Here is a 24,495-nt window from a genome sequence, read left to right on the forward strand (position 1 = left end):
GCAACCTGATTTACCAGCGGGCGGGCGGCGGCGCGGTCAGCTGGTCCGCCAGCCGGGAGAGCCGGTCGCGGAACGTACGGCGACCGCGCGGCGCGGGCCTGCTGTTCTCCCCGGCCGCCGCGCTCACCAGGTGCTGCACGGTGTCGAGGTCCACGTCGTCCTCGCCGGTGACCGAGAGCGCCTCATGGGCCAGCCCCCGTACCTCCGGATCGCCGCCGTCCAGCGCCAGCACGGTCGCGCCGGCCCGCCGCGCGTCGTGCACCCGCTCCAGCAGTCCGCCGTCCGGCCGCTCCGGGGCCACCACGAGCAGTGTCTCGCCCCGCCGCGCCGCCTCGATCCGGCCCAGACCGACCGCCAGATGCACGGGGTCGCCCGCCTCCACCCGATGCCGCACCAGGGTCGGCCGCAGTTCCGGCAGCCCGGACCAGGTGGACTCGTCGACCAGATGCGCGGCCAGATGCCACGGCTCGTACACCTCGGTCCCCACCAGGAGCAGCCCGCCGCCGTGCGGGACCACGGACGAGCGGAGCGTCCTGGCGAAACGCCGGGTCGCCGCGGGCCACTCGGTCCCGGCGAGCACTTCACGCAGCAGCGCGACACGTACGGCGTCCATGGTCCGGCATGATGCCCCAAACCCCGCCTTTCCGTCCGGTGTTGACGCCGAATCCACCCGAACGAGAGCGGCCGTGACACCCCGCGGCTCCGGTCGGCGCCGCCGCGTCCCACGCCCTACCTGGCAGTAGTGTCGGGGCCATGACTACCCACGACAGCGGCAGCGCGCCCAAGCCCCCCGCCAAGGACCCCTGGGACCTTCCCGACGTCTCCGGACTGACCGTAGGCGTGCTCGGCGGGACCGGCCCGCAGGGCCGCGGCCTCGCCTACCGCCTCGCCCGCGCCGGCCAGAAGGTGATCATCGGCTCCCGGGACGCAGGACGGGCCGGCACGGCCGCCGCCGAGCTCGGCCTCGGCGTCGAGGGCGCCGACAACGCGGACTGCGCGCGGCGCAGCGACATCGTGATCGTCGCCGTGCCGTGGGACGGCCACGCCAAGACCCTGGAGTCCCTGCGCGAGGAGCTGACCGGGAAGCTCGTCGTCGACTGCGTCAACCCGCTCGGCTTCGACAAGAAGGGCGCCTACGCCCTCAAGCCCGAGGAGGGCAGCGCCGCCGAGCAGGCCGCCGCCCTGCTGCCGGACTCCCGGGTCACCGCGGCCTTCCACCACCTCTCGGCGGTGCTGCTCCAGGACGAGACGATCGACGAGATCGACACCGATGTGATGGTCCTGGGCGAGGCCCGCGCCGACACCGACCTCGTGCAGGCCCTCGCGGGCCGCATCCCCGGCATGCGCGGCGTCTTCGCGGGCCGGCTGCGCAACGCCCACCAGGTCGAGTCGCTGGTGGCCAACCTGATCTCGGTCAACCGCCGCTACAAGGCCCACGCGGGACTGCGCACCACCGACGTATGACGGCCCCGGGGCCGGCCGGCCCCGGACCGGACACCGAGCGGAATGGGGCATGAGGGACACTGGACGGGATCGCGCACCATCCCCGGACAGGAGCCCCCCATGCCCCGCCTCGCCCTCTACGCCCTCGTCGTCTGCGTGCTCGCCGTCGGCGCAGCCGTGGTCTCCTTCGTCCAGGGCAGCTGGCTCGGGATCGTCTGGGTGCTGATGGCCGGGCTCTCCTCCAACATGGCGTGGTTCTACCTGCGCCGGCACCGCGCGACAGCGGCCCCGGACGCCCTCTAGCGGCCCACCGGGCAGACCGGGTTCTGCTCACCCCAGAACTCCTGCCAGAAGCGGTAGGCGTCCTGGCCGCAGTACGACTCGATCTCGCTGACGCCGAGCCCGCGCAGCAGCGCGTCGACCGCGTCGAAGAACGCGATGTTCACCTCGGGAATCCACAGGATGCCGAAGACCGCGATCAGGCCGAACGGAGCGAACGGCTCGACCTGCCGGCGAATTCCGTACGAGAGCCAGGGCTCGATCACCCCGTAGCCGTCCAGCCCCGGGACCGGCACGAAGTTCAGGATCGCGGCCGTGACCTGGAGCAGGGCCAGGAACGCCAGCGCGTCCCGGAAGGTGGTCGGCACCCCGTCCAGGGCGTCCAGCCAGAACGGCGCCGTGCAGACGACGGCGAACAGCACGTTGGTCAGCGGCCCGGCCGCGGAGATCAGGCTGTGCCGCCAGCGGCCGGTGATCCGGCCCCGCTCGATGTAGACCGCACCGCCCGGCAGCCCGATCCCGCCCATGATCACGAAGAGCACGGGCAGCACGATGCTCAGGAGGGCGTGCGTGTACTTCAGGGGGTTGAGAGTCAGATAGCCCTTCGCCCCGACGGAGATGTCCCCGCTGTGCAGCGCGGTACGGGCGTGGGCGTACTCGTGCAGGCAGAGCGAGACGATCCAGGCCGCCGTGACGAACAGGAAGATGGCGAATCCGGTCTGTCCGGCGAAGTCCGTCCACACCGCCCAGCCCGAGACCGCCATGACGGCGACGATCGCGAGGAAGACCGGGCTGATCCTCCGGTCGCTGCGAATGGCTGCGGTGGTCATCGGTGGAACTCCTGGTGGCTGGACGGAAGGCGGCGAGCCCCGACAGTACGGCGAGAACGTCTCGTGCCGGGAGGTTGGTTCCTGACCGGCCGTCGGCGGTGCCCGGCGCCCCCGGAAGGACGCGCGGACGCGTGGTGACGGGTGCGGTGTGGTCGAGCGGCCGTGGTCACGGACAATGGGCGGGTGCGCTACAGCATTCTCGGAACCACCCGGGCTCTCCGCCCCGACGGCACGGCCGTCGCCCTCGGCGGGGCGCGGCTGCGTGCCCTGCTGACCGTTCTCGCCCTGCGCCCGGGCCGTACGGTCGGGGCCGCCGCACTCGTCGACGAGGTGTGGGACGGTGATCCGCCCGCGGACGCGGTGGGCGCTCTCCAGGCACTCGTGGGACGGCTGCGGCGGGTACTCGGCCGGGCGGCGGTCGAATCCGTCGAGGGCGGCTACCGGCTCGCCGCCGAGGCGGACGACGTGGACCTGCACCGGTTCGAGCGGCTGGTGGGGGAGGGGGCGCGCGCCCTGGCGGAGGGGGAGGCGGAGAACGCCCTCGCCGCTCTCGACGACGCCCTCGGCCTGTGGCGCGAGCCCGTACTCGCCGATCTCCCCGACCGCGCCGTCGCCGCGGCCGGCCTGGAGGCGCGGCGACTGGACGCCCGCCGCACCCGGCTCGCCGCGGTCCTGGCCCTCGGCCGCCCCGAAGAGGCCCTGCCGGAACTCACCGCGCTCGCCGCGGCCCACCCGATCGACGAACCCTTCCAGGCGCTGCGCATCCGGGCGCTGCGCGACGCCGGGCGTACGGCGCAGGCGCTGGCGGCGTACGAGGAGGTCCGGCTCGTGCTCGCGGACCGTCTGGGGGCCGCGCCCGGCCCCGAACTCCGCGACCTGCACATGGAGTTGCTCCAGGTGGACCGGCCTGCGCCCGCCCCGCCCGGCCCGACTGCCCCCGCCCCGGCCACGCCCGCCCCCGTCGCGCCGCCCCGGGGAAACCTGCGGGCCAGGCTCACCAGCTTCGTCGGGCGGACAGGCGATATCGCCGCCCTGCGCCAGGACCTCGCGCAGGCGCGCCTGGTCACCCTCCTCGGCCCCGGCGGCGCGGGCAAGACACGGCTGTCCCAGGAGGTCGCCGAGACGCTCGCCGGGACCTGGCCGGACGGCGTCTGGCTGGCGGAACTCGCCCCCGTCGACGATCCCGACAGCGTGGCCGAGGCCGTGCTCGGCGCGATCGGAGCCCGGGAGACCGTACTGCGAGGTGCGGGCGCCGAAGAGCTCCGGGCCGCCGAACGGAACGCGGGCGACCCCCTCGTACGGCTCACCGAGCACTGCTCGCGGCGCCGGATGCTGCTGCTCCTGGACAACTGCGAGCACGTGATCGACGCGGCCGCCTCGCTCGCGGACCACCTGCTCGCCCACTGTCCGGAGCTCACGGTCCTCGCGACCAGCCGGGAACCCCTCGGTGTCCCGGGGGAGTTCGTCCGTCCCGTCGGCCCGCTGCCCGACCCGATGGCGCTGCGGCTGCTCGCGGACCGGGGCGCCGCGGCGAGCCCCGGATTCCGGATCGACGCGGACCCCGCGACGGCCGCCGCCGCCGCGGAGATCTGTCAGCGGCTCGACGGGCTGCCGCTCGCCATCGAACTCGCCGCGGCCCGGCTGCGGATGCTCGGTCCGCGCCAGATCGCCGACCGCCTCGACGACCGCTTCCGGCTGCTCACCAACGGCAGCCGCACCGTGCTGCCGCGTCAGCAGACCCTGCGCGCCGTCGTCGACTGGTCCTGGGACCTGCTGGACACGGACGAACGCGCGGTGCTGCGCCGGCTCTCCGTGTTCGCGGGCGGTTGCGCGCTTGACGCCGCCGAAGAGGTCTGTTCCGTCGCCGCCGAGGATCTGCCGGACGGCGCCGCCGCCGACGCGGTCGACGTCCGTGACGTCGCCTCTCTGCTGGGTCTCCTTGTCGACAAGTCCCTCGTCGTCGCGGCTCCGGGCGACGACGGCGAAATGCGCTACCGGTTGTTGGAGACCGTTGGTGAGTACGCCTCGGAACGGCTGGACGAGGCGGGGGAGCGGGCGGTCGTCGAGCGGCGGCACCTCGTGTACTTCCGCGAGCTGGCCCGGACCACCGGTCCGGACCTCCGCAGCGCCGGTCAGCGGACGGCGATCGACCGGTTCCAGCGCGAGTACGAGAATCTGCGCACCGCGCTGCGCCACGCCGTGGCGGCCCGGGACGAGCAGGAAGCGCTCTGCTTCGTCCTCTCCCTGTCCTGGTACTGGATGATGCGCGATCTGCGCGCCGACGCCCGCCACTGGGCCGAGGCCGCCGCGAGCCTGGGCCCGGACCCGTTCGCCCCGCCCGGCAGCCGGGCGCCCTCGCTCATGGAGCGGTGCACCGACCGGCCGCCGCCCTGGGTGCCCGAGCAGCTTCAGGAGGCGCGGCGCGGGGTGCGGCTGGTCCAGCTGGTCAGCATGGACCACCACCTGGACGTGTGGATGACCGAGGAGAGCCAGGCCCGTCTGCGGGTGATCGTGGACACGTACCGGGTGGGGCAGCCCCAGACGTGCCGGTCGCCGGGCTCCCTCTGGATGTTCGCGATCCTGCTCACCGGCGAGGTCGGTCAGCTGCACGAGCTGATGGACGAAACGGTGCGCGCCTGCCGGGAGTTCGGCTACGAGTGGGAGCTGGCGTCCGCCCTTCAGATGCGGGCCAACATCCTGGCCAACCACCCCGACCGGGCGGGCGAGGCGCGCGCGGACGCCGACGAGAGCCTGGAGATCTTCGTCCGGCTCGGAGATGTCTGGGGAGCCGCGGAAGCGCTCGCCTCACGGGGCGAGGCCAATGAGCGGGGCGGCGAGTTCGCCCGTGCCGCCGAGGACTACCGGGCCGCGATCGACTACGCCGAACAGCTCGGCGCCCGCGCCCAAGTCGCGCTGTTGCGGTCGCGGTACGCGGGCGTGCTCACCGAGAACGGCTTCGGCGAGGAGGGGGAGCGCATCCTGCGGGACATCCTGGAGGGCGGGCCGCAGCAGGGGCACGAGGCGCTACCGGCTGCGCGCATGCACCTGGGGCTGTGGCTGGGGCGCACCGGCCGCATCGCCGAGGCGCGGGAGCAGTTCGCCGTGCTGCGCGAGGAGTTCGGTTCGGAGACGGTCGCGATGTTCGACGGGTTCGTGCTCGGGGCGCTCGCCTGGCTGGACAACCTCGAAGGCGACCACGCCACGGCTCTGGACCGGGCCCTGCGCGCGGTGGAGCGGTCCCGGGACCGGCTGTCCCTGATGGTGGCGCCGCAGATGACCTCCGCCCACCTGATCTCGGTCGCCTGGGCGATCGGTGGAATGGGTGGCGCGGAGGCCGCCGCCGACGCGGCGCGGGTGCTGGGGCTGCAGGCGATCCTGCCGCCGAAGGGGCACCGGCTGACGACGACAGAACGGCAGAGCCTGGTCCGGGCGGAGGAGACCGCCCGCGCGGCGATCGGTGAGGCGGCCTTCGCGGCGGCGTACGCTGAGGGCGGTGACCTCACCCTGGATGAGGCCACCGCCCTGGCCGACGCGTACCGCTAGGCCGGGTCCGCACAAGTCCGTCCGGATCAGGTCTTCTTGCGGAACTTGCTGACCGCGATCGGCGCCGTCACCACGGTGATACCGACGGCCCAGGCGAGCGTCACCCACACCGAGTGGGCGACGGGCCCGCCCATCATCAGCCCGCGCACGGCGTCCGCCAGGTTGGACAGCGGGTTGTAGTCGGTGAACGTCTGGAGCCAGCCGGGCATCGTCTGCGTCGGGGCGAAGATGGAGGAGCCGAACTGCAGGGGCATCAGCACCAGGAACCCCGTCCCCTGGACCGCCTGGGCCGTCTTCATGGCCAGCCCGAGCAGGATGAAGATCCACATGATGGCGGCGGAGAACACCGCCGACAGTGCGACGGCCGCGAGGAGGCCGGGCACCGAGGTCCCGAGCTCCATGCCGAGCGCGAAGCCCATGCACAGCAGGATGACGGTGGCGACCATCATCCGGCCCAGCTCGACCACGATCTTCGCGATGAGGACCGAGGAGCGGGCGATCGGCATCGTACGGAACCGGTCCATGACGCCCTTGCGGAAGTCGTCGTTGACTCCGGTGCCGACCGCCGAGGCGATGTTCATCCCCATCATCGCCATCAGGCCGGGGACCAGGTAGTTGAGGTACTCCTGCCGGCCGCCGCCCATGCTCCCGCCGACGGACCCGCCGAAGACGTACACGAAGAGCAGTGTGAAGACGATCGGCATCAGGAGCACATCGAACATCGACTCCGGATCCTTCTTGATCTGGAGCAGATTGCGCCGCGCCAGGGCGCTGATGTGCCGCAGATTGCCACGCAGCCCGATCCGCCCCTCGTCGGTCGCGGCCTTCACCGGCGCGGAACCGGTGGGGGTGGGCGTCAGAGTCGCTGTGGTCATGCCGCGACCTCCTCGGGAATCGTGTCGGTCGTCTGCGAGCTCTTCTCGCCGGTGATGGCGAGGAACACCTCGTCCAGGCTGGGCAGTGCGGTGGCGACATGGGCGAGCGAGAAGCCGCGGGTGCCGAGCAGCCCGATGACGGCGGTCAGCTGCGCGTCGCTCAGGATCGGTACGTACAGCAGGCCCTCGTCGGGGACGGCCTGCGCGCCCGCGATCCCGTCGAGACCGGCCTCCCGGACCGCCTGCGCCATCGCGGCGAGCTCCGCCGGGTCCGACGGCCGGATCTGCAGAGTGCGTCCGCCGACCTTCGCCTTGAGCTCGTCGACACCGCCGTTGGCGATGATCTTTCCCTTGTCGATGACGGTCAGCTCGTTGGCGAGCTGCTCCGCCTCTTCCATGTACTGGGTGGTGAGCAGGACGGTCGCCCCCTCCGCGACCATCCGCTGCACCTCGTCCCAGACCTCGTTACGGGTGCGGGGGTCGAGCCCCGTGGTCGGCTCGTCGAGATAGAGGACGGACGGGCTGCCGATCATGGAGGCGGCCAGGTCCAGCCTGCGCCGCATACCGCCGGAGTAGTCCATCGCGGGGCGCTTGGCGGCTTCGGTGAGCGAGAACCGCTCCAGCAGCTCGTCGGCGCGGGCGCGGGCGGTCCTGCGGGGCAGGTCGAGCAGCCGCCCGATCATGTAGAGGTTCTCCCAGCCGGAGAGCTTCTCGTCGACCGAGGCGTACTGACCGGTCAGGCCGATGGTGCGGCGCAGCTGCCGCGGCTGCTTCACCACGTCGAAGCCGGCGACGACGGCGTGTCCGGCGTCCGGCAGGACCAGGGTGGAGAGGCAGCGCACGAGGGTGGTCTTGCCCGCGCCGTTGGGGCCGAGCACACCGAGGACGGTGCCCTCGCGTACGTCCAGGTCGACTCCGTCGAGTGCTTTCGTCTCCCCGTAGTGCTTGACCAGGCCCCGCACTTCTACGGCGTTCCCGCCGCGCCTGGGGTTCTTGTCGATTCGCGTCATGGGCCCCATGGGACCACCCGCCACTGACAGCGCGCCGATATTTTTCCGACAGCGGGCCGACAGCCCGCCGGAGGGGGAAGCCGGCGGGCTGTCGGTGGTGCGGGATGTGGTCCGTGCGGATCAGTGGAACGTGTGCTCCGGCTGCGGGAACGTCCCGCCGACGACCTCGTCCGCGAACTCCTTCGCGGCGTCGCCGAGCACCTTGCGCAGGTTCGCGTACTGCTTGGTGAAGCGCGGCACCTTGCCGCCGGTCAGACCGACCATGTCCGTGTAGACGAGCACCTGGGCGTCCGTGTCCGGCCCGGCGCCGATGCCGACGGTCGGGATGTGCAGGGTGCGGGTGACCTCGGCGGCCAGCTCGGCCGGTACGAGTTCCAGGACGACGGCGAACGCCCCGGCGTCCTGCACGGCCTTGGCGTCGCGCAGCAGCTGCTGGGCGGACTCCTCGCCGCGGCCCTGTACGCGGTAGCCCATCGCGTTGACGGACTGCGGGGTCAGGCCGATGTGGCCCATGACCGGGATGCCGGACTCCACCAGGAGACGGATCTGCTCGTGGGAGCGTTCGCCGCCTTCCAGCTTGACCGCGCCGACGCCGGCCTCCTTGACCAGCCTGGTGGCGTTGCGCAGGGCCTGGACGGGCCCTTCCTGGTACGAGCCGAAAGGCAGGTCGCCGACGACGAGGGCGCGCTTGGTGCCCCGGACGACGGCGGCGGAGAGGATGGCGATCTCGTCCATCGTGACGGGCACGGTGGTCTCGTAACCGAGGTGACAGTTGCCCATGGAGTCGCCGACGAGCATGACCGGGATGCCGGCCTCGTCGAAGACGGACGCGGTCATCGCGTCGTACGCGGTGAGCATGGGCCACTTCTCGCCGCGCTCGGTGGCGGCGGCGATGTCGTGGACGGTGATGCGGCGGGTGGACGTGCCTCCGTACAGCGCCTTGCTGCTGTCGGCGGGCCCCGCGGCGGGAGTGGCGGACTGGTTGTGCGCAGCCTGAAGCGACATTGCCAACGGCTCCTTCGTCATCTCGAGGCGCCCTGACGGCGTCCCCGGATCCCCTCCATGGTGGCATCCCGTGCCGGTCCCCGTGAAGTGGCCCCGCGCGGGACCTTCCACGGCGAGGTCTGCCGGGATCCCCGCCGGCCGCGTCGTCCACGCCGTACTCCGCGGCCCGGCCCGCGTAACCGCAGGTCACAGCTGACGCGCCGAAGGTCCGCGCGAGTGTGCCCGTTCTGTCACAAGGCCCCTCGGCCGTGCCCTGAACGGAACCCGCGGCGCCGCTCCGGTCGTCCTGTGAGGGGTACGGCCGTCGTCGACGGCAGGAAAGCGCCGTTCATCGCCTAGGGTCGTGGGGCGCGGCGATGTGTAGGGCAAGGCAGTGAGGACAGCGCGATGGTGCAGGCGTACGGAGCGGACACCGGCAACGGCAGCGTGGAGCCGCCCCACACCGGAAGCCGCTTCCAGGGCCTGCGCGAGAGATGGACGTCGGACCGCGGGATCTGGCGGCGCGGAATCCTGCTCGCCGCCTGCTCGGTCCTCATCACGCTTCTGATGATCTTCCACGCGCAGATGCCGAACACCATCGGCAACCTGGGCAGCCTCACCGAGACGTTCCTGCCGTGGCTCGCGGTGTTCATCCCGCTGCTGCTGGTCCTGGGGCTCGTGCGGCGCTCCGCCACCGCGCTGGTGGCCCTGCTGCTGCCGGTCGTGGTCTGGCTCAACGTCTTCGGCGGCCTCCTCACCGACAAGTCCGGCGGGGGCGGCGACCTGACCGTCGCCACCCACAACGTCAACGCCGACAACCCCGACCCCGCGGGCACGGCCCAGCAGGTGGCGGGCTCGGGCGCGGACGTGGTGGCCCTCCAGGAACTGCCGGGCGACCAGGTGCCGACGTACGAGAAGTCGCTCGCCGCCCACTATCCGTACCACTCGGTGCAGGGCACCGTGGGGGTGTGGAGCAAGTTCCCGGTCAGTGACACCCGTCCCGTGGACATCAAGATGGGCTGGACCCGGGCGATGCGAACCACGGTGGCCGCGCCGGAGGGCCGGGTCGCGGTGTACGTGGCCCATCTGCCGTCCGTCCGGGTGAAGGTGAACGCCGGCTTCACGGCCAACCAGCGCGACAACAGCGCCGACGCACTCGGCGAGGCCATCGCGGACGAACCGCTCGCCCGCGTCGTCCTGCTCGGCGATCTCAACGGCACGATGAACGACCGCTCGCTGAACGCGGTCACCTCCCAGCTGCGCTCCACGCAGGGCGCCGCCGGCGACGGCTTCGGCTTCAGCTGGCCCGCCTCGTTCCCGATGGCGCGCATCGACCAGATCATGGTGAAGGGCGTCGAGCCCCTGTCGTCGTGGACGCTCCCGGCGACGGACAGCGACCATCTCCCGATCGCCGCCCGCGTCGAACTCTGACGCAACGGCCCGTTCACCTCCGGGCATAAAACGTCTGCGACACTTTGTTCCGGGAACATACTTAACCCGTACCGGCAATGAAGCCGGCGCACGCCTCCCGCACGCCTCCACCGCCGGGCCCCACGGGCCGGGCTGCGTCCGGCTGCCCCCGCCCCGCTCCGCCTCGCCCTGCTCCGAAAGGTTCTTCACCATGCCCCTGGCCCTGCTCGCGCTGGCTGTGAGCGCCTTCGGCATCGGAACGACAGAGTTCGTGATGATGGGCCTGCTGCCCAATGTCGCCGACGACCTGGGAACGTCCGTGCCCACCGCCGGCTACCTCGTCTCGGCGTACGCGATCGGCGTGGTCCTCGGCGCCCCGCTGCTCACCGGCCTCGGCTCCCGGATCCCGCGCAAGCGGATGCTCCTGCTGCTGATGGCCCTGTTCACCGTCGGCAACCTGGCCTCGGCGTTCGCCCCCGGCTTCGGCTGGCTGCTCGTGGGCAGGCTGCTCGCCGGGCTGCCGCACGGAGCCTTCTTCGGCGTCGGCGCGGTCGTCGCCGCGACGCTGGTGGCGGAGGGGCGCCGGGCGCGGGCCGTCGCGACGATGTTCCTCGGCCTCACCGTGGCCAACATCATCGGCGTACCGGCGGCGACGCTGCTCGGCCAGCATCTGGGGTGGCGGGCGACCTTCCTGGTCGTCGCGGTGATCGGACTGTGCGCGATGGCCGCGCTCGCCCGGCTCGTCCCGCAGATTCCGCTCGACGCCCAGCAGAACGTCCGCCGCGAGCTGCGGGCGCTCGGCAACCGTCAGGTGCTCCTCGGACTGCTCACCGCCGTCTTCGGCTTCGCCGGGGTCTTCGCCGTCTACTCCTACCTCTCGGCCATGACGACCGAGGCGATGGGCTTCGGCGAGTCCTCGGTGACGCTGGTGCTGGCGCTGTTCGGCATCGGGATGACCCTGGGCGCACTCGCGGCGGGACCGCTCACCGACCGCGCCCTGCGTCCCACGCTGTACGGGTCGCTGGCTGCCCTCGCCGTCGTCCTGGTCGTCTTCCCGTTCACCGTCCACGTGCAGTGGGCGGCGCTGGTGATGGTGGTGCTGCTGGGCGGGGTCGGGTTCATGACGACCACACCGCTGCAGATGCTGGTCATGAACAAGGCCAAGGACGCGCCCACGCTCGCGTCCGCCTCCAACCACTCGGCCTTCAACCTCGCCAACGCGGGCGGCGCGTGGCTGGGCGGAGTGGCGATCGCGGCGGGCTGGGGCTGGACCTCACCGGCACTCGTGGGAGCGGTGCTGGCGGTGGTGGGCCTGGCGATCGCGGTGACGGCGGGCGTGCTGGACCGTACGCCGGGCGCGGCCGCGTCCGCGTCCCGGGTCGTGGCGGCCGGCGACCGCGCCACCCGCGAAGCGGAGTCCGGGGCCCGGGCAGAGACCCACTGACCGCCAGCTCGCCCGGCGACCGAGGACGAACCGGCCGCCGGGGCGGCCCCCGGCGACCACCCCGTCACCCCGACTCGCGCCACCGGTTCGTGATCGGCAACCGCCGGTCCTTCCCGAACCCCTTTGGCGAGATCTTCGTACCCGGCGGGTACTGCCGCCGCTTGTACTCCGCGGTATCCACCATCCGCAACGTCTTCACCACGAGCGCGTCATCGAACCCGGCCGCCACGATCGCCTCCCGGCCCTGGTCCCGGTCCACGTACAGCTCCAGGAGCCGGTCCAGTACGTCGTAGTCCGGCAGCGAGTCCGTGTCGACCTGTCCCGGCCGCAGCTCGGCGCTCGGCGGCTTGGTGATCGACGCCTCGGGGATCGGCGGCGTCTGCCCCCGCTCCTCGGCCGCCCGGTTGCGCCACTTCGCGAGCCGGAAGACCGACGTCTTGTAGACGTCCTTGATCGGACCGTACGCACCGACGGAGTCCCCGTACAGCGTCGAGTACCCCACCGCCAGCTCGGACTTGTTGCCCGGTGCGAGGACGATATGGCCCTCCTGGTTGGAGACGGCCATCAGCATCGTGCCGCGCAGGCGTGACTGCAGGTTCTCCTCGGCGAGCCCGGTCAGCTCCAGCGACCCCATGTACGCGTCGAACATCGGCTCGATCGGCACGGTGCGGAAGTTCAGCCCGGTACGCCGGGCCAGCTCGGCCGCGTCGCCCTTGGAGTGCTCCGAGGAGTACTTCGACGGCATCGAGATGCCGTACACGTTCTGCGCCCCCAGCGCATCGCACGCGATGGCCGCGACGAGCGCGGAGTCGATGCCGCCCGAGAGCCCGACCAGCACACTGCTGAAACCGTTCTTCGCGGTGTACGCCCGCAGGCCCACGACCAGCGCCGAGTACAGCTCCTCGTCGGCGTCGAGCCGCTCCGCGTAGCCGCCCATCAGCTCCGGTTCGTACGCCGGGAGCGGCTCCCCGGAGAGCACCACATGATCGATGCGCAGCCCGTCGTCCACGATCCCGGACGGCGCCGCGGCCGCTGCGGCCGGCAATTCCAGGTCGAGGATCATGCTGCCCTCGGCGAACTGCGGGGCGCGGGCGATCACCTCGCCCCGCTTGTCGACGACGATCGAGTCACCGTCGAAGACCAGCTCGTCCTGACCGCCGATCATCGCGAGGTACGCCGTGGTGCAACCGGCCTCCTGCGCGCGCCTGCGGACCAGTTCGAGCCGGGTGTCGTCCTTGTCCCGCTCGTACGGCGAGGCGTTGACCGACAGGAGCAGCCCGGCCCCGGCGGACCGCGCGGCCGGCACCCGGCCGCCGTCCTGCCAGAGGTCCTCGCAGATCGCGAGCGCCACATCGATGCCGTGCACCCGCACGACGGGCATCGAATCGCCCGGCACGAAGTAGCGGAACTCGTCGAAGACGCCGTAGTTGGGCAGGTGGTGCTTGGCGAAGCTCAGCGCGACCCGCCCCCGGTGCAGCACCGCGGCGGCGTTCTGCGGGGACCCGGCGGGCTGGCCGTACCGGGCGCGGTCCTTCGCGGACCGGTCCAGATAACCGACGACGACCGGCAGCTCGCCGAAACCCTCCGCCTGGAGACGGGCCGCCAGCCCGTTCAGCGCGTCGCGCGACGCCTCGACGAAGGACGACCGCAGGGCCAGATCCTCGACGGGGTAGCCGGTCAACGCCATCTCGGGGAACGCCACAAGATGGGCGCCCTGCTCGGCGGCGTGCCGGGTCCAGTGGACGATCGACTCGGCGTTGCCGGCGAGATCGCCGACCGTCGAGTCGATCTGATTTAGTGCGAGGCGTAGTTGAGGCACGCCCCCAGTCTAATCGTCTTTCTGACGCGATGTCCTGATGGACCGGCGGAACGGGGGCCGGCCCACCAGGACGGGCGGTCAGCGCCGGTAGCCGATGACCGCCATCATGCCCGCCTCCGCGTGGTAGACGTTGTGGCAGTGCAGCATCCACAGGCCCGGATTGTCGGCGTCGAAGTCCACCGTCAGCGGGCGCTTCGGCAGGATCACCGCGGTGTCCTTGCGGGCCCCGGCGGCCCCGCCCGCCAGCGCGAAGGTGTGGCCGTGCAGATGCAGCGGATGCCACATCGACGTGGTGTTGTGGAACTCCAGCCTGACCCGCTCCCCGGCCTCCACCGGATGGCGCTGATCCGCGCTGTACGGCTTGTTGTCGAAGGCCCAGTCGTACGCCGCCATGGAACCGGTGAGCCTGATCCGCACCGTGCGGTCCGGTGTGCGCGGGGCCAGCGCGACGGACGCGTCCGGGACCAGCCGGTCGGCCGTCACCAGCTTCCCGTCCAGCTCCTTCGGCTGTACGGAGGCGGCCGGCGCCGCACCACTTCCCGTACGCAGCAGGGCCAGCGCGGACGCCTTCTTGCCCTCGGCGAGCGCGGTCAGCGGGAACACCCCGTCCCCGGCGGTGACCAGCACGTCGTACCGCTCGCCCATGCCCACCAGCAGAGCGTCGGTCGTCGTGTGCCGGACCGGGAAACCGTCGGTGTGGGTGACGGTCATCCGGTGACCGCCGAGCGCGACCCGGAAAGCGGTGTCGCCGCCCGCGTTGACGACACGCAGCCGGACGCGGTCGCCGGGCCGGGCGGTGAAGGACGAAGGGGACTGCGGGGTACGGCCGTTGACCAGGTAGTACGGATAGGCGACGTCGCCCGCGTCGCCGCCGAGCAGTTCGCTGGTGGCGCCCATCATCATGCGCGAGGGCCCCTCGCCCCCGCTCCGCGCCGACATCTGCGACATGTCGTGCCCGCCGTGATCCATGCCGCCGGCGTCACCACCCCCGTCGCCACCGCCCATGCCCTCGCCGAGTTCGGCGAGGACCGCGTCGGGTGTCGAGCCGTCCACCCCGTCGACCCAGTCGTCGAGGACGACGACCCACTCGCTGTCGTAGGAGAGGGGCTCCTTCGGGTCCTCGACGATCAGCGGCGCGTACAGTCCGCGGTCCTGCTGGACGCCCGAGTGCGGATGGAACCAGTAGGTCCCGGGGTGCGGAACCGTGAACCGGTACGTGAAGTCCGCCCCCGGCGCGATGTCCCGCTGCGTCAGCCCCGGGACCCCGTCCATGTCGTTGCGCAGGGCGAGGCCGTGCCAGTGCAGCGAGGTCGGCCGGGGCAGATGGTTGGCGAGGGTGAGGGCCAGGGTGTCGCCGGCGGTGACCCGGACCTCGGCGCCGGGCAGCCGGTCCCCGTAGGCCCAGGAGGAGACCGTGCGCCCGCCGCCCAGATCCAGGCGGGCCGGGGTCGCGGTGAGCGAGACCTTCCGTACGGGACCGGAGCCCCGCTCGGCCTCGGCCGCCGCGACCTCCTTGCCGTCGGGCGAGACGAAACGGTCGCCGGTCTTCGCGCCGGAGGCCGTACCGGCTGACGTGTCCCCCAAACAGGCGGCGAGAACTCCCGTACCGGCCAGGGCGATTCCGGCGCCGAGCACGGCGCGGCGGGTGTGCTGTGCGGACATGACTGAGTGCACCTCAAGGAAGTCGGTGTGCTGAAGGAGGGCGGAGGTGTACGCCCGCTCCTAGACGCGCAGTACCGACAACGTGGCGAGAACGGTCTTGCGGGGCGGCGGATTCGGCCGGGGGAGCCGGGGCGTCCGCACCGCGGCCACCCCGCCGGAGCGCGGACCCCCGCGGCGCGGCCCGAGCAGTCCGACGGCGAGCAGGGCCACGGCCCAGGTGCTCAGCACGGCGAGGCAGACGGCCATCGGGTCCATCCCGCTCATCGGCGCCGCACCGGCGGCCGGAGCGGTGTGGGGGAGCGCGGAGGAGAGCACGGGGGTGGGGTCCGGGGCCGCGTGGTCTCCGTGCGGCGCCGTCGCCGAGGCCCCGGGCGGTGGGTGCTCGGCGGGATGGCCGACCGTGTGCATGGTGGCGATCCCGAACAGCAGCGCGACGAACAGCAGCCACTGCCCGAACCTCGTGCTTCTCTGCCGCTCCACGCCCGCCAGCTTACCCCTACCGGGTATATGAGCCGTGGCCCGACATTCCCTTCGCCAGGGGTGCCGGGTCACGGCTGTCACGGGGGCGCGTCAGCCGCGCGAGTAGACCTTCTCCGCCCAGCCGGCGATCTGTTCGTCCGAGAGGTGCAGCGCCAGATCGGCTTCGCTGATCATGCCGATCAGCTTCTTGTTCTCGATCACGGGGAGGCGGCGGATCTGGTGCTGCTGCATCTCCTCCAGCACCGCTTCGACACCCGCGTCCGCGTCGATCCAGCGCGGCGTGCCCTGGGCGAGGTCGCCCGCGGTCACCTTCGACGGGTCGTGGCCCATCGCCACACAGTCGACCACGATGTCGCGGTCGGTGAGGATGCCGATCATGCGGTCCTGTTCACCGTTGGCCGAGATGGGCAGCGCGCCCACCTTGTGGTGGCGCATCATCTGCGCCGCGCGGTCGAGCGTCTCGTGGGCCGGGATCCACTCGACCCCGGTGTGCATGATGTCTTTGGCGGTCGTCATGAAGGGTTTCCTCCTGCGTGCCGGTGGGCACTGGCGTACGGCCCCGAGCGCACCCATCGTCGTGGGGGCGCCCGGGGCACGCGACCGCTGCGACCCGTTCGGGTGGGCGGCCCCGCACCTCAGGGGCGGGGCTTCGCTCCCCTGGCCGCCAGCATGTCCGCCATCAGGTCCAGCTCGGACCGCTGGGCGTCGGCCATGCCCTGGGCGAGCCGCTTCTCGACCTTCACCGTGCACAGGCCGGCGCAGCCGCGGGCCATGTCGACCCCGCCCTTGTGGTGGTCGGTCATCAGCTGGAGATAGAGGACCTCGGCCTGCCTGCCGTCGGCGGCGCGGAGCCGGTCGAGCTCGGACCTGGTGGCCATACCGGGCATGAGGGCCCCGTCGTGGGCGGTGAACCCCGGGCCCCCGGCCCCCGCCGTGCCACCCATGCCGTGACCGCCGTGGCCTTCGTGACCACCGGCCATCCAGTGCATCGGCGGCTGCCCGTCCGGGGCGGTCTTCGGCAGTTCCCACAGATCCAGCCAGCCGAGCAGCATGCCCCGCTGATTGGCCTGGGTGTTGGCGATGTCGTACGCGAGACGCCTTACGTCCTCGTCGCGCGTACGGTCACGCACGATGAAGGACATCTCCACGGCCTGCTGATGGTGGACGGCCATGTCGCGGGCGAAGCCGGCGTCGGCCGACAGCGCCGAGGGTGGCGAGGCCACGCCCGCCCCCTCGGACGCCCCGTCGGACGCCCCGTCGCCCCGTGCGGAGGCGACCGTCGCCGCGCCCGCGAACAGCAGGGCCAGAACGACGGCGGAGCCCGCCACCCACCGGGTGCGCCGCGTACGCCGCGCGCTCTCGTCCGCCGGCTCCGCGCCGGTTCCGGGTTCCCGCGTCACCCGGCGGCTCCGATCCCGCCCGTGCAGGGGGCGCCGGGCTCGGGTGTCTGCGGGCCCTGGACGTACTTCGCGAAGAACTGGGCCACCCGCCGGTCGTCGGCACTGTCCACCGTGACCTGCTTGCCCCAGGCGCTCAGCATGATCGCCCCGGCCTGGCCCTCGTACGGACTCATCAGCGAGTACGGGGTGCTGTCGACGCGGCTCGCGAGCTTGCGCACATCGGCGTCGGCGGCCTTGCCGTTGTACGTCACCCAGACCGAACCGTGTTCGAGGGAGTGCACCGCGTTGACGTCGGGGACGGCCTTCTCGTATACGACGCCGTCGCAGTTCAGCCACGCCTGGTTGTGGTCACCGCCGACCGGCGGCTTCATCGTGTACGCCACCTCGCCCGCGACGTGGTTGCGGGTCAGCTTCTTCGCGTCCCAGGACTTCTCGTCCTTGATGGGCTCGGCCGCCAGTCCCGCCTTGTCCTCCGCGGGCGGCTTGGCGTCCTCCGCGACCGCGCCCGACGGCTTCTCCCGCGCCTCGGACCTGTCCAGCACGAGGTACGAGCCGAAGCCCACCAGACCGGCGACGACCAGGGTGCTCAGCGCTATGGCGACGATCCGGTTGCGGCGGTCGCGCGTGCGGTCGGCGTCGCGCATCTGATCGATGCGGGTCCTGCGGTCGAAGCTCATGTCGGCCAGTCCTTCTGCGAAGGGGTGAGAGGAGGAAATCAGGTCCAGAAACGGGCATGCGGGGGACCGTCGCGAAGCCGCGGACCCCCTTGCACGCCTTGGGCGCCGATCGTAGTGGGTGGCCGAGTGCTCTCTCTCACACCGAGTGCGTAATCTGGGTGAAATCCCGGGTCGTGATACTGGAGTTCCTCCCCTACCCCGGGCGGTGGTGCACAGACCGTCTGAACTGCAAGGATGTGGCTATGGACAAGCAGCAGGAATTCGTCCTCAGGACACTCGAGGAGCGCGACATCCGCTTCGTACGGCTGTGGTTCACCGATGTCCTCGGGTTCCTCAAGTCCGTCGCCGTCGCCCCCGCGGAGCTGGAGCAGGCGTTCGACGAGGGCATCGGCTTCGACGGCTCGGCCATCGAGGGATTCGCCCGGGTGTACGAATCGGACATGATCGCCAAGCCCGACCCCGGCACGTTCCAGATCCTTCCCTGGCGTGCGGAGGCACCCGGCACGGCCCGGATGTTCTGCGACATCCTCATGCCGGACGGTTCGCCGTCCTTCGCCGACCCGCGCTATGTGCTCAAGCGCATCCTCGCCAAGACCTCCGACCTGGGCTTCACCTTCTACACCCACCCGGAGATCGAGTTCTTCCTGCTGAAGAACAAGCCGCTCGACGGCACCCGGCCCACGCCCGCCGACAACTCCGGCTACTTCGACCACACCCCGCAGAACGTCGGCATGGACTTCCGCCGCCAGGCGATCACGATGCTCGAATCGATGGGCATCTCGGTGGAGTTCAGCCACCACGAGGGCGCCCCCGGCCAGCAGGAGATCGACCTCCGTTACGCGGACGCGCTCTCCACCGCCGACAACATCATGACCTTCCGCCTGGTCATGAAGCAGGTCGCGCTGGAGCAGGGCGTGCAGGCGACCTTCATGCCGAAGCCGTTCTCGGACTACCCGGGCTCGGGCATGCACACCCACCTCTCGCTCTTCGAGGGCGACCGCAACGCGTTCTACGAGTCCGGCTCCGAGTACCAGCTCTCCAAGGTGGGCCGCTCCTTCATCGCCGGCCTGCTGAAGCACGCCGCCGAGATCTCCGCCGTCACCAACCAGTGGGTCAACTCCTACAAGCGCATCTGGGGCGGCTCCTCGCGCGCCGCGGGCGCCGGCGGCGAGGCCCCCTCGTACATCTGCTGGGGCCACAACAACCGCTCCGCCCTGATCCGCGTCCCCATGTACAAGCCCGGCAAGACCGGCTCGGCCCGCGTCGAGGTCCGCTCCATCGACTCCGGCGCCAACCCCTACCTGACGTACGCGGTGCTGCTCGCCGCGGGCCTCAAGGGCATCGAGGAGGGCTACGAACTCCCGGCCGGCGCCGACGACGACGTCTGGGCCCTGTCCGACGCCGAGCGCCGTGCCATGGGCATCGAACCGCTCCCGCAGAACCTCGGCGAGGCGATCGCCCTCATGGAGAAGAGCGAACTGGTCGCCGAGACGCTCGGCGAGCACGTCTTCGACTTCTTCCTCCGCAACAAGAAGCAGGAGTGGGAGGAGTACCGCAGCGAGGTCACGGCCTTCGAGCTGAAGAACCTCCTGCCGGTGCTGTAACCGCAGCTCAGCAGGTGGGGGCCGGGGCCACGTCGGTGGCCCCGGGGCCCCAGGGCAGATGGCGCAGGACGCCGGGCTTCGTGGTCTTCTCCGCGCCGCCCGGCTTCTCGTCCTTCGCCTTCCTGTTTCCGGTGGCGGGTGCCACCCGGACCGTGACGCCCTTCGCGTCCACCGCGACGAGTTCCCCGCAGACCGGGCCGGCCTGGGTCCGTACGGTCACGAGCTGGACGTCCGGCTTCTTCTCCTCGGCGGCGGGCGCCGTCCAGGTGAGCAGTACGGCCGACGCCACCGCGATGACGCCGATCGCGGTCGCCCAGCAGACGAAGCGGATGTGGCGGACGATGCGCTTGCGTTCCTCCGTCTCCCAGTCGAGCAGGCGCACGGCATCGGGGTACGCCAGATGGTCCCCCGGCTTCCCGTGCGCGGCGGACACCGCGGCGAACGCGGCGGCCAGCAGGCCCACGAAGGCGCACACCAGGAGGGCGGTCACCGCCACGCGGTAGCCCGAGGTGAGCTCGGTGACGTTGTCACGGCCCTTGAGGATCAGGACCGCGGTCAGCAGGCCCGTGGCCAGGGTGAGGAAGTTGCGCCATCCCTCGGCCTGGCGGCGCGCGATGTCCAGCTGTACGTCCACCATCTCGTGGAGCCGCGCGTCGGCACGGTCCAGCTGGTCCGTCGTGTACCGGTCGGCCCCGCTCACGGGGTACCCGCCGGCGGGCGCACCGCGGTCCAGGAGCGGCCGCATCCGCCCTTCTCCTGGGCGTCACCGGGGTGCGGGTACGGACACTGGCACACCATGTACGTCTCCTCGGGGCCCATGCGGTCGGCCTTCGCCGGGCCTCCGGGACCTTTGGTCACGCCGACCTGGATCTGGACCGGAGGCTCGTAGCTGGTCTCGCCCTTGCAGTGGGGGCAGTCGCCGCGGACGATCAGGTTCTCGCCGGTGAACTCCCAGGCGAAGCCGGTGACCTTGGTGGGGTGCTTGCGTCGCAGATAGCGCACATTCGCGTCATGATCCGGCATGGGCCGATGCTCCTTCTCCGGTGGTGGGCACGGGTTCCGGCGGCAGCCGGAGGCCGAAGAGTTCCGCGTAGTCCTGGAGCCGGTCACGTACCTCCGCGGCCGTCAGCTCCGTCTCCTCCTGCGCCAGCAGGAGGTGGTCCTCGGACACGTCGCCGCACAGGGCGGGTGCGCGGCCGGTGAACCGGGTGGTCAGGATGATGACGTCGCGCCAGTCCGGCATCCGGGTGGTGGCGGGTTCGGGGAACGGGATGTCCACGCCGATGCCCCGGAAGCGCAGCAGCCGCCGGTACGCCGTCCGTACGTCGGTGTCGAGGCGGGCCGCCGTGATCACCAGGGAGAGCGGACTCAGGGTCCAGGAGTGGTGCAGCGCCTGGGGCGGCAACGCCTCCCACACCTCCTGCTCGGGTGCCTCGTCCCCGTCCGGGAGGATCGCGTCCGCCGCGACGGGCAGCCCGGGGGCGCCGAGCGGCCGGTAGGCGTGGAGTGCTGCGGCGGCCCGGTGTACGGGGAGCCGGCAGTCGCGGGCGAAGATGCGGAGGTCGGTGCCGGTGAACGCCTGCTTCCACCGCACCTGGCGCCGCTGGATCAAGGCGTCGTAGACGGTCAGGTCGGGCTTGAGATCGGCCGCCTCGTCCGGCACCTGTGCGACCTCCAGACCGAACGGGGCCACGACCAGGCGGAGTTCGTCCGCCGTCCGGCCCAGACTTCGTGATGCCTGCGCCGCGAGGCTCATCAGATGGGGTATCGAGACGAGGTCGGCCCGACGGTCCGGGGCGATGGGGAACGTCTCGGCGCTGTTGCCGTGGCGCCCGGACATGGACCGTCGTCTGGTCGACAGTTCGCGCGGGAACTCGCTGAGGACCTCCGAGGGGCTGAGCCGTGCCGCCCGCAGCCCCGCTGCGGTCAGCAGTCCCAGATCGGCGAACAACCGGAGCGTCGCCGGGGAAGTGTCCGTCTCCGGTTCCTCGCGGCTCGCTGTCTCGATGATCGCCGTGAGCACTTCCCACGCCGAGGCACCGGTACGCGGGTGATGCGGCAGCGCGGCGAACCACCGGGGGGCTACGACGGACGCCAGCTCCCCGGGTTCGACGATCGGCAGGCCCAGCTCGGACGCCGCGGGCGACAGTTGCTCGGCGACGCGGCCCACCGTCTCCTGGCGCATGGCCGAGACCTGGGCCAGGTGGAAGAGGGTGACCTGTTCCACGAAGGCGGTACCGCTCCTCAGCTCGGTGGAGAGGCCCGCGAGGTCCCACTGCTTCAGAGGGGCGGGCAGCGGACCGCCGGTGGACCGGAACCCGAGCGGGGCGAAACGGCGCACTATCGCCTCGATCTCCGCCGGGTCCATTGACGACTGCCAGGAGCGCCGGGCGATGTCCTGGGGAGTCACTCGGGAGGGCAGGGGGCGGGTGTACACGTCTCCCCTCCTGCTCGCGCTGCCGATCAGTGCGCGTACCTCGGAGACTTCCACCACGTGCGTCGTCAGTTCACCCAGGGGGAGGGGGCGGGGAACCCGGGGGTCGATGAGGCTCAGTTCCTTCCACAGCTCCATCAGCTCGCCCAGTGGCCGGCGCTCGTCCAACGACTCGATGAGCAGGATGTTCCGTAGTCTTTCGGTGGTATCGGTCGCTCCTGAGCCCCGGTCGGGCAGCGCCTTGGTGAACTTCCCGAAGAGCTGTCGCCGGACGCGCAGGAGCTGAGGAACTGCCCGAGCCGGTCGACGATGTTGGACTTGGTGGTGTCGTCCTCGGTGTCGAGCACGGTGATCATGTCGTGTGCGTACCCGGAGCCGGTCAGGGCGGCCTGCAGCCGTTCGGTGTCGCGCGGGGCGAATCCGAGCGGGACGAACTCGCCCTTCGTCGGGGCCGCGCGTTCCAGCCGGGGCTGGCCCGGCACCGCGATGAGCAGCGCGCGCCGCTGACCGGTGCCCATGGTTCTGCTGTTGCGCATTCCCCCAAGTCCCCTTCCCCCGCAAGAGAGCCAGGCGGAGATTATGTCAGGGCAGGATGCGGGCCAGATCAGTTGCGGCCCGCTGGACGGGCCGGAACCGGGCGCGGACAATGGAGCCCTATCGGACGGGGGATACATATGACCGAAGTGCTCGCACTTCTCGGCACGTTGTTCGCACTGATCGTGTTTCTGGTCATCAAGGTGAGTCTTCGAACGCGGCGCCGCACACAGAATTTCGACGGCCTGGAGATCGAACGTCACCACAGCGCGGAGATCCGGGAGACCCGGGCGGCCAACACCTCGATAGCGGTCCACAACCGCTTCATCGACGGTGGCCGCGACTACCGGGCGCCCCGGCGCTGACCCTCCGCCCCAGGGCCCGCACCGCTCGTCAGGCCCTGGGGTAGGGTGAGGCCACCCCGTACGGGGACGTACTTCAGGAGGTGAGACCCATTACCGCTGTATCAGGCTGGGTGCTCCCTTCCGACGATCGCGTGGTCGACCCGACATAGACGATCGCGGAGCGCCCATCGGCTTTTCCGAAAGGCTCCGCTTCATGTCGGTTTCCGTGTCACCGCTCTCGCTTTCCTCGATCGTCACCACCCTCCGCGCCGCCGGCTGTGTCTTCGCCGAGGACGAGGCCGCACTTCTCCTCTCCACCGCCGACACCCCGGCCGTCCTGGCCGCCATGGTCGAACGCCGTGTCGCCGGTCTGCCCCTGGAACACGTCCTCGGCTGGGCCGAGTTCTGCGGACTGCGCGTCCACGTCGGCCCGGGCGTCTTCGTGCCCCGCCGCCGCACCGAGTTCCTGGTCCAGCAGGCCATGGGCCTCACCCCGGCCCCGTCCGTGGTCGTCGACCTCTGCTGCGGATCGGGGGCGCTCGGGGCCGCCCTGGCAGCGGCGCTGGAGGGGGTCGAGCTGCACGCCGCCGATGTCGAACCGGCGGCCGTACGGTACGCCCGGCGCAATGTCGGCGATCTCGGCCAGGTCTACGAGGGCGACCTCTTCGCACCCCTGCCGGATTCCCTGCGCGGACGCGTCGACGTCCTGCTCGCGAACGTGCCGTACGTACCGACCGGCGACGTCGAACTGCTGCCCGCCGAGGCGCGTGTCCACGAACCGCGCGTGGCACTCGACGGCGGCGGCGACGGACTCGACATCATGCGCCGGGTGGCCGCGGAGGCGCCGCGGTGGCTGGCGCCTGGCGGCAGCCTGCTCGTCGAGACGAGCGAGCGTCAGGCGGCGCGGGCGGAGGAGGCCGTGGGAAGCGGCGGGTTGATCCCCCGGGTGGTCACCTCCGAGGAGCTGTACGCCACGGTCGTGATCGGCACCAGGCCGGCGCACTGACCCCGGTCCGCCCCTGAGGCATCAGACCGGCGCACTGACCCCCGGTCCGCCCCTGAGGTGTCAGGCCGGCGGCCGGGAGTCAGGTGAAGCGCCACCGCGTCTGGCCGTACGGCTCGCCCTTCGCGAAGCCGAAGGCCGTGCGCGGGGCCACCGCGAAGACCACGGCCCGGCCGCCGGCCCCGGTGAAGGACGCCCCGTCCCGGACCTCGAAGTGCCACTCGGCGCCGTATTTCGCCTCCCAGGCGGCGGCCAGCCGGGTGAGGACGTCCTTGTCCGTCACCTGGTCCGCCCGGCCCTCGATCACCAGGTCGAAGCCCTCGCCCAGTGCGTTGGCACCCGTGGTCAGCACGACCTCGGGGTTGGCGAGCAGATTCTGTGCCTTGCGTTCGGCCGGGCCCGTGCAGAAGTGCAGGGCGCCGTCCGCCCAGACCCCGATCAGCGGGGTGACGTGCGGGCGGCCGTCCGGGCGGACCGTGGACAGCCAGTACAGCTCGGCCTCCGCGAGCAGCGCGGCGGCTTCCTGCCACGTGCGGGCCTCGGCGCCCTCGCTGCTGTAGCGGGCGTCCAGCTCGGTGACCGGGTCGTTCTCGGGCATGGCGGACCTCCTGTTTCCTTCATCGTGCCCCTGAAGTGCGGACTCCGCCGCCGCTCCGGATTCATCGGTGCCCGGCTAGGCTCGACCCGCGGGTACATGACGGTCGGCGGGCAGGAGAGCGC

24 protein-coding genes are annotated in these 24,495 nt (G+C 71.5%); 8 read left to right on the forward strand and 16 right to left on the reverse strand.

Going from position 1 to position 24,495, the window contains the following annotated elements:
• Nucleotides 1-10: 10 nt before the first annotated feature.
• Nucleotides 11-613, reverse strand: coding sequence for a hypothetical protein (locus tag AC07FA_RS03405; RefSeq protein WP_479072975.1), 603 nt, complete (start codon nucleotides 611-613; stop codon nucleotides 11-13).
• A gap of 140 nt (nucleotides 614-753) precedes the next feature.
• Here AC07FA_RS03405 and npdG point away from each other — a divergent pair, with 140 nt between their 5' ends.
• Together npdG and AC07FA_RS03415 are read left to right on the forward strand one after the other, a co-directional pair.
• Complete coding sequence (gene npdG / locus AC07FA_RS03410; RefSeq protein WP_479072976.1) at nucleotides 754-1,464, forward strand: NADPH-dependent F420 reductase; 711 nt, start codon at nucleotides 754-756, stop codon at nucleotides 1,462-1,464.
• A gap of 99 nt (nucleotides 1,465-1,563) precedes the next feature.
• On the forward strand, nucleotides 1,564-1,746 hold the full coding sequence (locus AC07FA_RS03415) for a hypothetical protein (protein WP_479072977.1): 183 nt from the start codon (nucleotides 1,564-1,566) through the stop codon (nucleotides 1,744-1,746).
• On the opposite strand, the gene AC07FA_RS03420 is transcribed toward AC07FA_RS03415, so the two are convergent.
• On the reverse strand, nucleotides 1,743-2,552 hold the full coding sequence (locus AC07FA_RS03420) for a site-2 protease family protein (protein WP_479072978.1): 810 nt from the start codon (nucleotides 2,550-2,552) through the stop codon (nucleotides 1,743-1,745). The genes AC07FA_RS03415 and AC07FA_RS03420 overlap by 4 nt on opposite strands.
• A gap of 183 nt (nucleotides 2,553-2,735) precedes the next feature.
• Between AC07FA_RS03420 and AC07FA_RS03425 the strand changes: the two genes are divergently transcribed.
• Complete coding sequence (locus AC07FA_RS03425; protein WP_479072979.1) at nucleotides 2,736-6,095, forward strand: BTAD domain-containing putative transcriptional regulator; 3,360 nt, start codon at nucleotides 2,736-2,738, stop codon at nucleotides 6,093-6,095.
• A gap of 26 nt (nucleotides 6,096-6,121) precedes the next feature.
• Here the strand turns inward: AC07FA_RS03425 and AC07FA_RS03430 are convergent, their stop codons facing one another.
• The 3 genes from AC07FA_RS03430 to panB form a co-directional block, all read right to left on the reverse strand.
• Complete coding sequence (locus AC07FA_RS03430) at nucleotides 6,122-6,970, reverse strand: ABC transporter permease (protein WP_479072980.1); 849 nt, start codon at nucleotides 6,968-6,970, stop codon at nucleotides 6,122-6,124.
• A complete protein-coding gene (locus AC07FA_RS03435; protein ID WP_479072981.1) occupies nucleotides 6,967-7,989 on the reverse strand; it encodes an ATP-binding cassette domain-containing protein in 1,023 nt (340 codons plus the stop codon). The genes AC07FA_RS03430 and AC07FA_RS03435 overlap by 4 nt, the downstream gene beginning before the upstream one ends.
• A gap of 111 nt (nucleotides 7,990-8,100) precedes the next feature.
• Entirely contained in the window at nucleotides 8,101-8,985 is an 885-nt protein-coding gene (gene panB, locus AC07FA_RS03440) for a 3-methyl-2-oxobutanoate hydroxymethyltransferase (RefSeq protein ID WP_479072982.1), read from the reverse strand.
• Nucleotides 8,986-9,372: 387 nt separating this feature from the next.
• Here panB and AC07FA_RS03445 point away from each other — a divergent pair, with 387 nt between their 5' ends.
• The gene (locus tag AC07FA_RS03445) at nucleotides 9,373-10,395 is read left to right on the forward strand and encodes an endonuclease/exonuclease/phosphatase family protein (RefSeq protein ID WP_479072983.1); all 1,023 of its coding nucleotides are present in this window, start codon (nucleotides 9,373-9,375) and stop codon (nucleotides 10,393-10,395) included.
• Between the two features lie 190 nt (nucleotides 10,396-10,585).
• Nucleotides 10,586-11,818: an MFS transporter gene (locus AC07FA_RS03450; RefSeq protein WP_479072984.1), complete on the forward strand. Its 1,233-nt coding sequence runs from the start codon at nucleotides 10,586-10,588 to the stop codon at nucleotides 11,816-11,818.
• 64 nt (nucleotides 11,819-11,882) lie between these two features.
• Here the strand turns inward: AC07FA_RS03450 and AC07FA_RS03455 are convergent, their stop codons facing one another.
• The 6 genes from AC07FA_RS03455 to AC07FA_RS03480 all read right to left on the reverse strand — a co-directional run bounded on the left by AC07FA_RS03455 (nucleotide 11,883) and on the right by AC07FA_RS03480 (nucleotide 17,856).
• On the reverse strand, nucleotides 11,883-13,637 hold the full coding sequence (locus tag AC07FA_RS03455; RefSeq protein WP_479072985.1) for an NAD+ synthase: 1,755 nt from the start codon (nucleotides 13,635-13,637) through the stop codon (nucleotides 11,883-11,885).
• Nucleotides 13,638-13,715: 78 nt separating this feature from the next.
• Nucleotides 13,716-15,299, reverse strand: coding sequence for a multicopper oxidase family protein (locus AC07FA_RS03460; protein WP_479072986.1), 1,584 nt, complete (start codon nucleotides 15,297-15,299; stop codon nucleotides 13,716-13,718).
• A gap of 60 nt (nucleotides 15,300-15,359) precedes the next feature.
• Nucleotides 15,360-15,779, reverse strand: a complete 420-nt coding sequence (locus AC07FA_RS03465; protein WP_479072987.1) for a hypothetical protein — start codon at nucleotides 15,777-15,779, stop codon at nucleotides 15,360-15,362.
• A 90-nt stretch (nucleotides 15,780-15,869) separates the two neighbouring features.
• Nucleotides 15,870-16,295: a CBS domain-containing protein gene (locus AC07FA_RS03470; RefSeq protein WP_479072988.1), complete on the reverse strand. Its 426-nt coding sequence runs from the start codon at nucleotides 16,293-16,295 to the stop codon at nucleotides 15,870-15,872.
• Nucleotides 16,296-16,414: 119 nt separating this feature from the next.
• Nucleotides 16,415-17,179 carry a DUF305 domain-containing protein gene (locus tag AC07FA_RS03475; protein ID WP_479072989.1) on the reverse strand — a complete coding sequence of 255 codons (765 nt, stop codon included), beginning with the start codon at nucleotides 17,177-17,179 and terminating at the stop codon, nucleotides 16,415-16,417.
• Nucleotides 17,176-17,856: a DUF3105 domain-containing protein gene (locus AC07FA_RS03480; RefSeq protein WP_479072990.1), complete on the reverse strand. Its 681-nt coding sequence runs from the start codon at nucleotides 17,854-17,856 to the stop codon at nucleotides 17,176-17,178. The genes AC07FA_RS03475 and AC07FA_RS03480 overlap by 4 nt, the downstream gene beginning before the upstream one ends.
• A 242-nt stretch (nucleotides 17,857-18,098) precedes the next feature.
• On the opposite strand from AC07FA_RS03480, the gene glnA reads away from it, so the two are divergent.
• Nucleotides 18,099-19,460, forward strand: a complete 1,362-nt coding sequence (gene glnA / locus AC07FA_RS03485) for a type I glutamate--ammonia ligase (RefSeq protein ID WP_382734398.1) — start codon at nucleotides 18,099-18,101, stop codon at nucleotides 19,458-19,460.
• Between the two features lie 7 nt (nucleotides 19,461-19,467).
• Here the strand turns inward: glnA and AC07FA_RS03490 are convergent, their stop codons facing one another.
• From AC07FA_RS03490 to AC07FA_RS03505, 4 genes are read right to left on the reverse strand one after another with little or no spacing between them, the layout of a single operon-like run.
• Nucleotides 19,468-20,205 (reverse strand): hypothetical protein, encoded by a 738-nt coding sequence (locus AC07FA_RS03490; RefSeq protein ID WP_479072991.1) that lies wholly within the window; start codon nucleotides 20,203-20,205, stop codon nucleotides 19,468-19,470.
• Nucleotides 20,157-20,483: a hypothetical protein gene (locus AC07FA_RS03495; RefSeq protein WP_479072992.1), complete on the reverse strand. Its 327-nt coding sequence runs from the start codon at nucleotides 20,481-20,483 to the stop codon at nucleotides 20,157-20,159. Before AC07FA_RS03495 ends, AC07FA_RS03490 begins: the two co-directional genes overlap by 49 nt.
• Entirely contained in the window at nucleotides 20,470-22,062 is a 1,593-nt protein-coding gene (locus tag AC07FA_RS03500) for a wHTH domain-containing protein (protein ID WP_479072993.1), read from the reverse strand. Before AC07FA_RS03500 ends, AC07FA_RS03495 begins: the two co-directional genes overlap by 14 nt.
• Nucleotides 22,032-22,430 (reverse strand): hypothetical protein, encoded by a 399-nt coding sequence (locus AC07FA_RS03505; RefSeq protein WP_479072994.1) that lies wholly within the window; start codon nucleotides 22,428-22,430, stop codon nucleotides 22,032-22,034. The genes AC07FA_RS03500 and AC07FA_RS03505 overlap by 31 nt, the downstream gene beginning before the upstream one ends.
• A 138-nt stretch (nucleotides 22,431-22,568) precedes the next feature.
• Here AC07FA_RS03505 and AC07FA_RS03510 point away from each other — a divergent pair, with 138 nt between their 5' ends.
• Together AC07FA_RS03510 and AC07FA_RS03515 are read left to right on the forward strand one after the other, a co-directional pair.
• Nucleotides 22,569-22,793 carry a hypothetical protein gene (locus AC07FA_RS03510; RefSeq protein ID WP_479072995.1) on the forward strand — a complete coding sequence of 75 codons (225 nt, stop codon included), beginning with the start codon at nucleotides 22,569-22,571 and terminating at the stop codon, nucleotides 22,791-22,793.
• 193 nt (nucleotides 22,794-22,986) lie between these two features.
• The gene (locus AC07FA_RS03515) at nucleotides 22,987-23,778 is read left to right on the forward strand and encodes a putative protein N(5)-glutamine methyltransferase (protein WP_479072996.1); all 792 of its coding nucleotides are present in this window, start codon (nucleotides 22,987-22,989) and stop codon (nucleotides 23,776-23,778) included.
• Between the two features lie 79 nt (nucleotides 23,779-23,857).
• Here the strand turns inward: AC07FA_RS03515 and AC07FA_RS03520 are convergent, their stop codons facing one another.
• Entirely contained in the window at nucleotides 23,858-24,373 is a 516-nt protein-coding gene (locus AC07FA_RS03520; RefSeq protein WP_479072997.1) for a pyridoxamine 5'-phosphate oxidase family protein, read from the reverse strand.
• Nucleotides 24,374-24,495: the final 122 nt, after the last annotated feature.

The sequence above is a fragment of the Streptomyces sp. NPDC045968 genome (assembly GCF_056430475.1).

Coding starts and splice junctions, on each gene's coding strand:
- AC07FA_RS03405 (WP_479072975.1), bottom strand. CDS start 613: ATGGACGCCGTACGTGTCGCGCTGCTGCGTGAAGTGCTCGCCGGGACC.
- AC07FA_RS03490 (WP_479072991.1), bottom strand. CDS start 20,205: ATGCGGCCGCTCCTGGACCGCGGTGCGCCCGCCGGCGGGTACCCCGTG.
- AC07FA_RS03480 (WP_479072990.1), bottom strand. CDS start 17,856: ATGAGCTTCGACCGCAGGACCCGCATCGATCAGATGCGCGACGCCGAC.
- AC07FA_RS03445 (WP_479072983.1), top strand. CDS start 9,373: ATGGTGCAGGCGTACGGAGCGGACACCGGCAACGGCAGCGTGGAGCCG.
- npdG (WP_479072976.1), top strand. CDS start 754: ATGACTACCCACGACAGCGGCAGCGCGCCCAAGCCCCCCGCCAAGGAC.
- AC07FA_RS03520 (WP_479072997.1), bottom strand. CDS start 24,373: ATGCCCGAGAACGACCCGGTCACCGAGCTGGACGCCCGCTACAGCAGC.
- AC07FA_RS03420 (WP_479072978.1), bottom strand. CDS start 2,552: ATGACCACCGCAGCCATTCGCAGCGACCGGAGGATCAGCCCGGTCTTC.
- AC07FA_RS03430 (WP_479072980.1), bottom strand. CDS start 6,970: ATGACCACAGCGACTCTGACGCCCACCCCCACCGGTTCCGCGCCGGTG.
- AC07FA_RS03510 (WP_479072995.1), top strand. CDS start 22,569: ATGACCGAAGTGCTCGCACTTCTCGGCACGTTGTTCGCACTGATCGTG.
- AC07FA_RS03460 (WP_479072986.1), bottom strand. CDS start 15,299: ATGTCCGCACAGCACACCCGCCGCGCCGTGCTCGGCGCCGGAATCGCC.
- AC07FA_RS03450 (WP_479072984.1), top strand. CDS start 10,586: ATGCCCCTGGCCCTGCTCGCGCTGGCTGTGAGCGCCTTCGGCATCGGA.
- AC07FA_RS03435 (WP_479072981.1), bottom strand. CDS start 7,989: ATGGGGCCCATGACGCGAATCGACAAGAACCCCAGGCGCGGCGGGAAC.
- AC07FA_RS03415 (WP_479072977.1), top strand. CDS start 1,564: ATGCCCCGCCTCGCCCTCTACGCCCTCGTCGTCTGCGTGCTCGCCGTC.
- AC07FA_RS03505 (WP_479072994.1), bottom strand. CDS start 22,430: ATGCGCAACAGCAGAACCATGGGCACCGGTCAGCGGCGCGCGCTGCTC.
- AC07FA_RS03495 (WP_479072992.1), bottom strand. CDS start 20,483: ATGCCGGATCATGACGCGAATGTGCGCTATCTGCGACGCAAGCACCCC.
- panB (WP_479072982.1), bottom strand. CDS start 8,985: ATGTCGCTTCAGGCTGCGCACAACCAGTCCGCCACTCCCGCCGCGGGG.
- glnA (WP_382734398.1), top strand. CDS start 18,099: ATGGACAAGCAGCAGGAATTCGTCCTCAGGACACTCGAGGAGCGCGAC.
- AC07FA_RS03470 (WP_479072988.1), bottom strand. CDS start 16,295: ATGACGACCGCCAAAGACATCATGCACACCGGGGTCGAGTGGATCCCG.
- AC07FA_RS03515 (WP_479072996.1), top strand. CDS start 22,987: ATGTCGGTTTCCGTGTCACCGCTCTCGCTTTCCTCGATCGTCACCACC.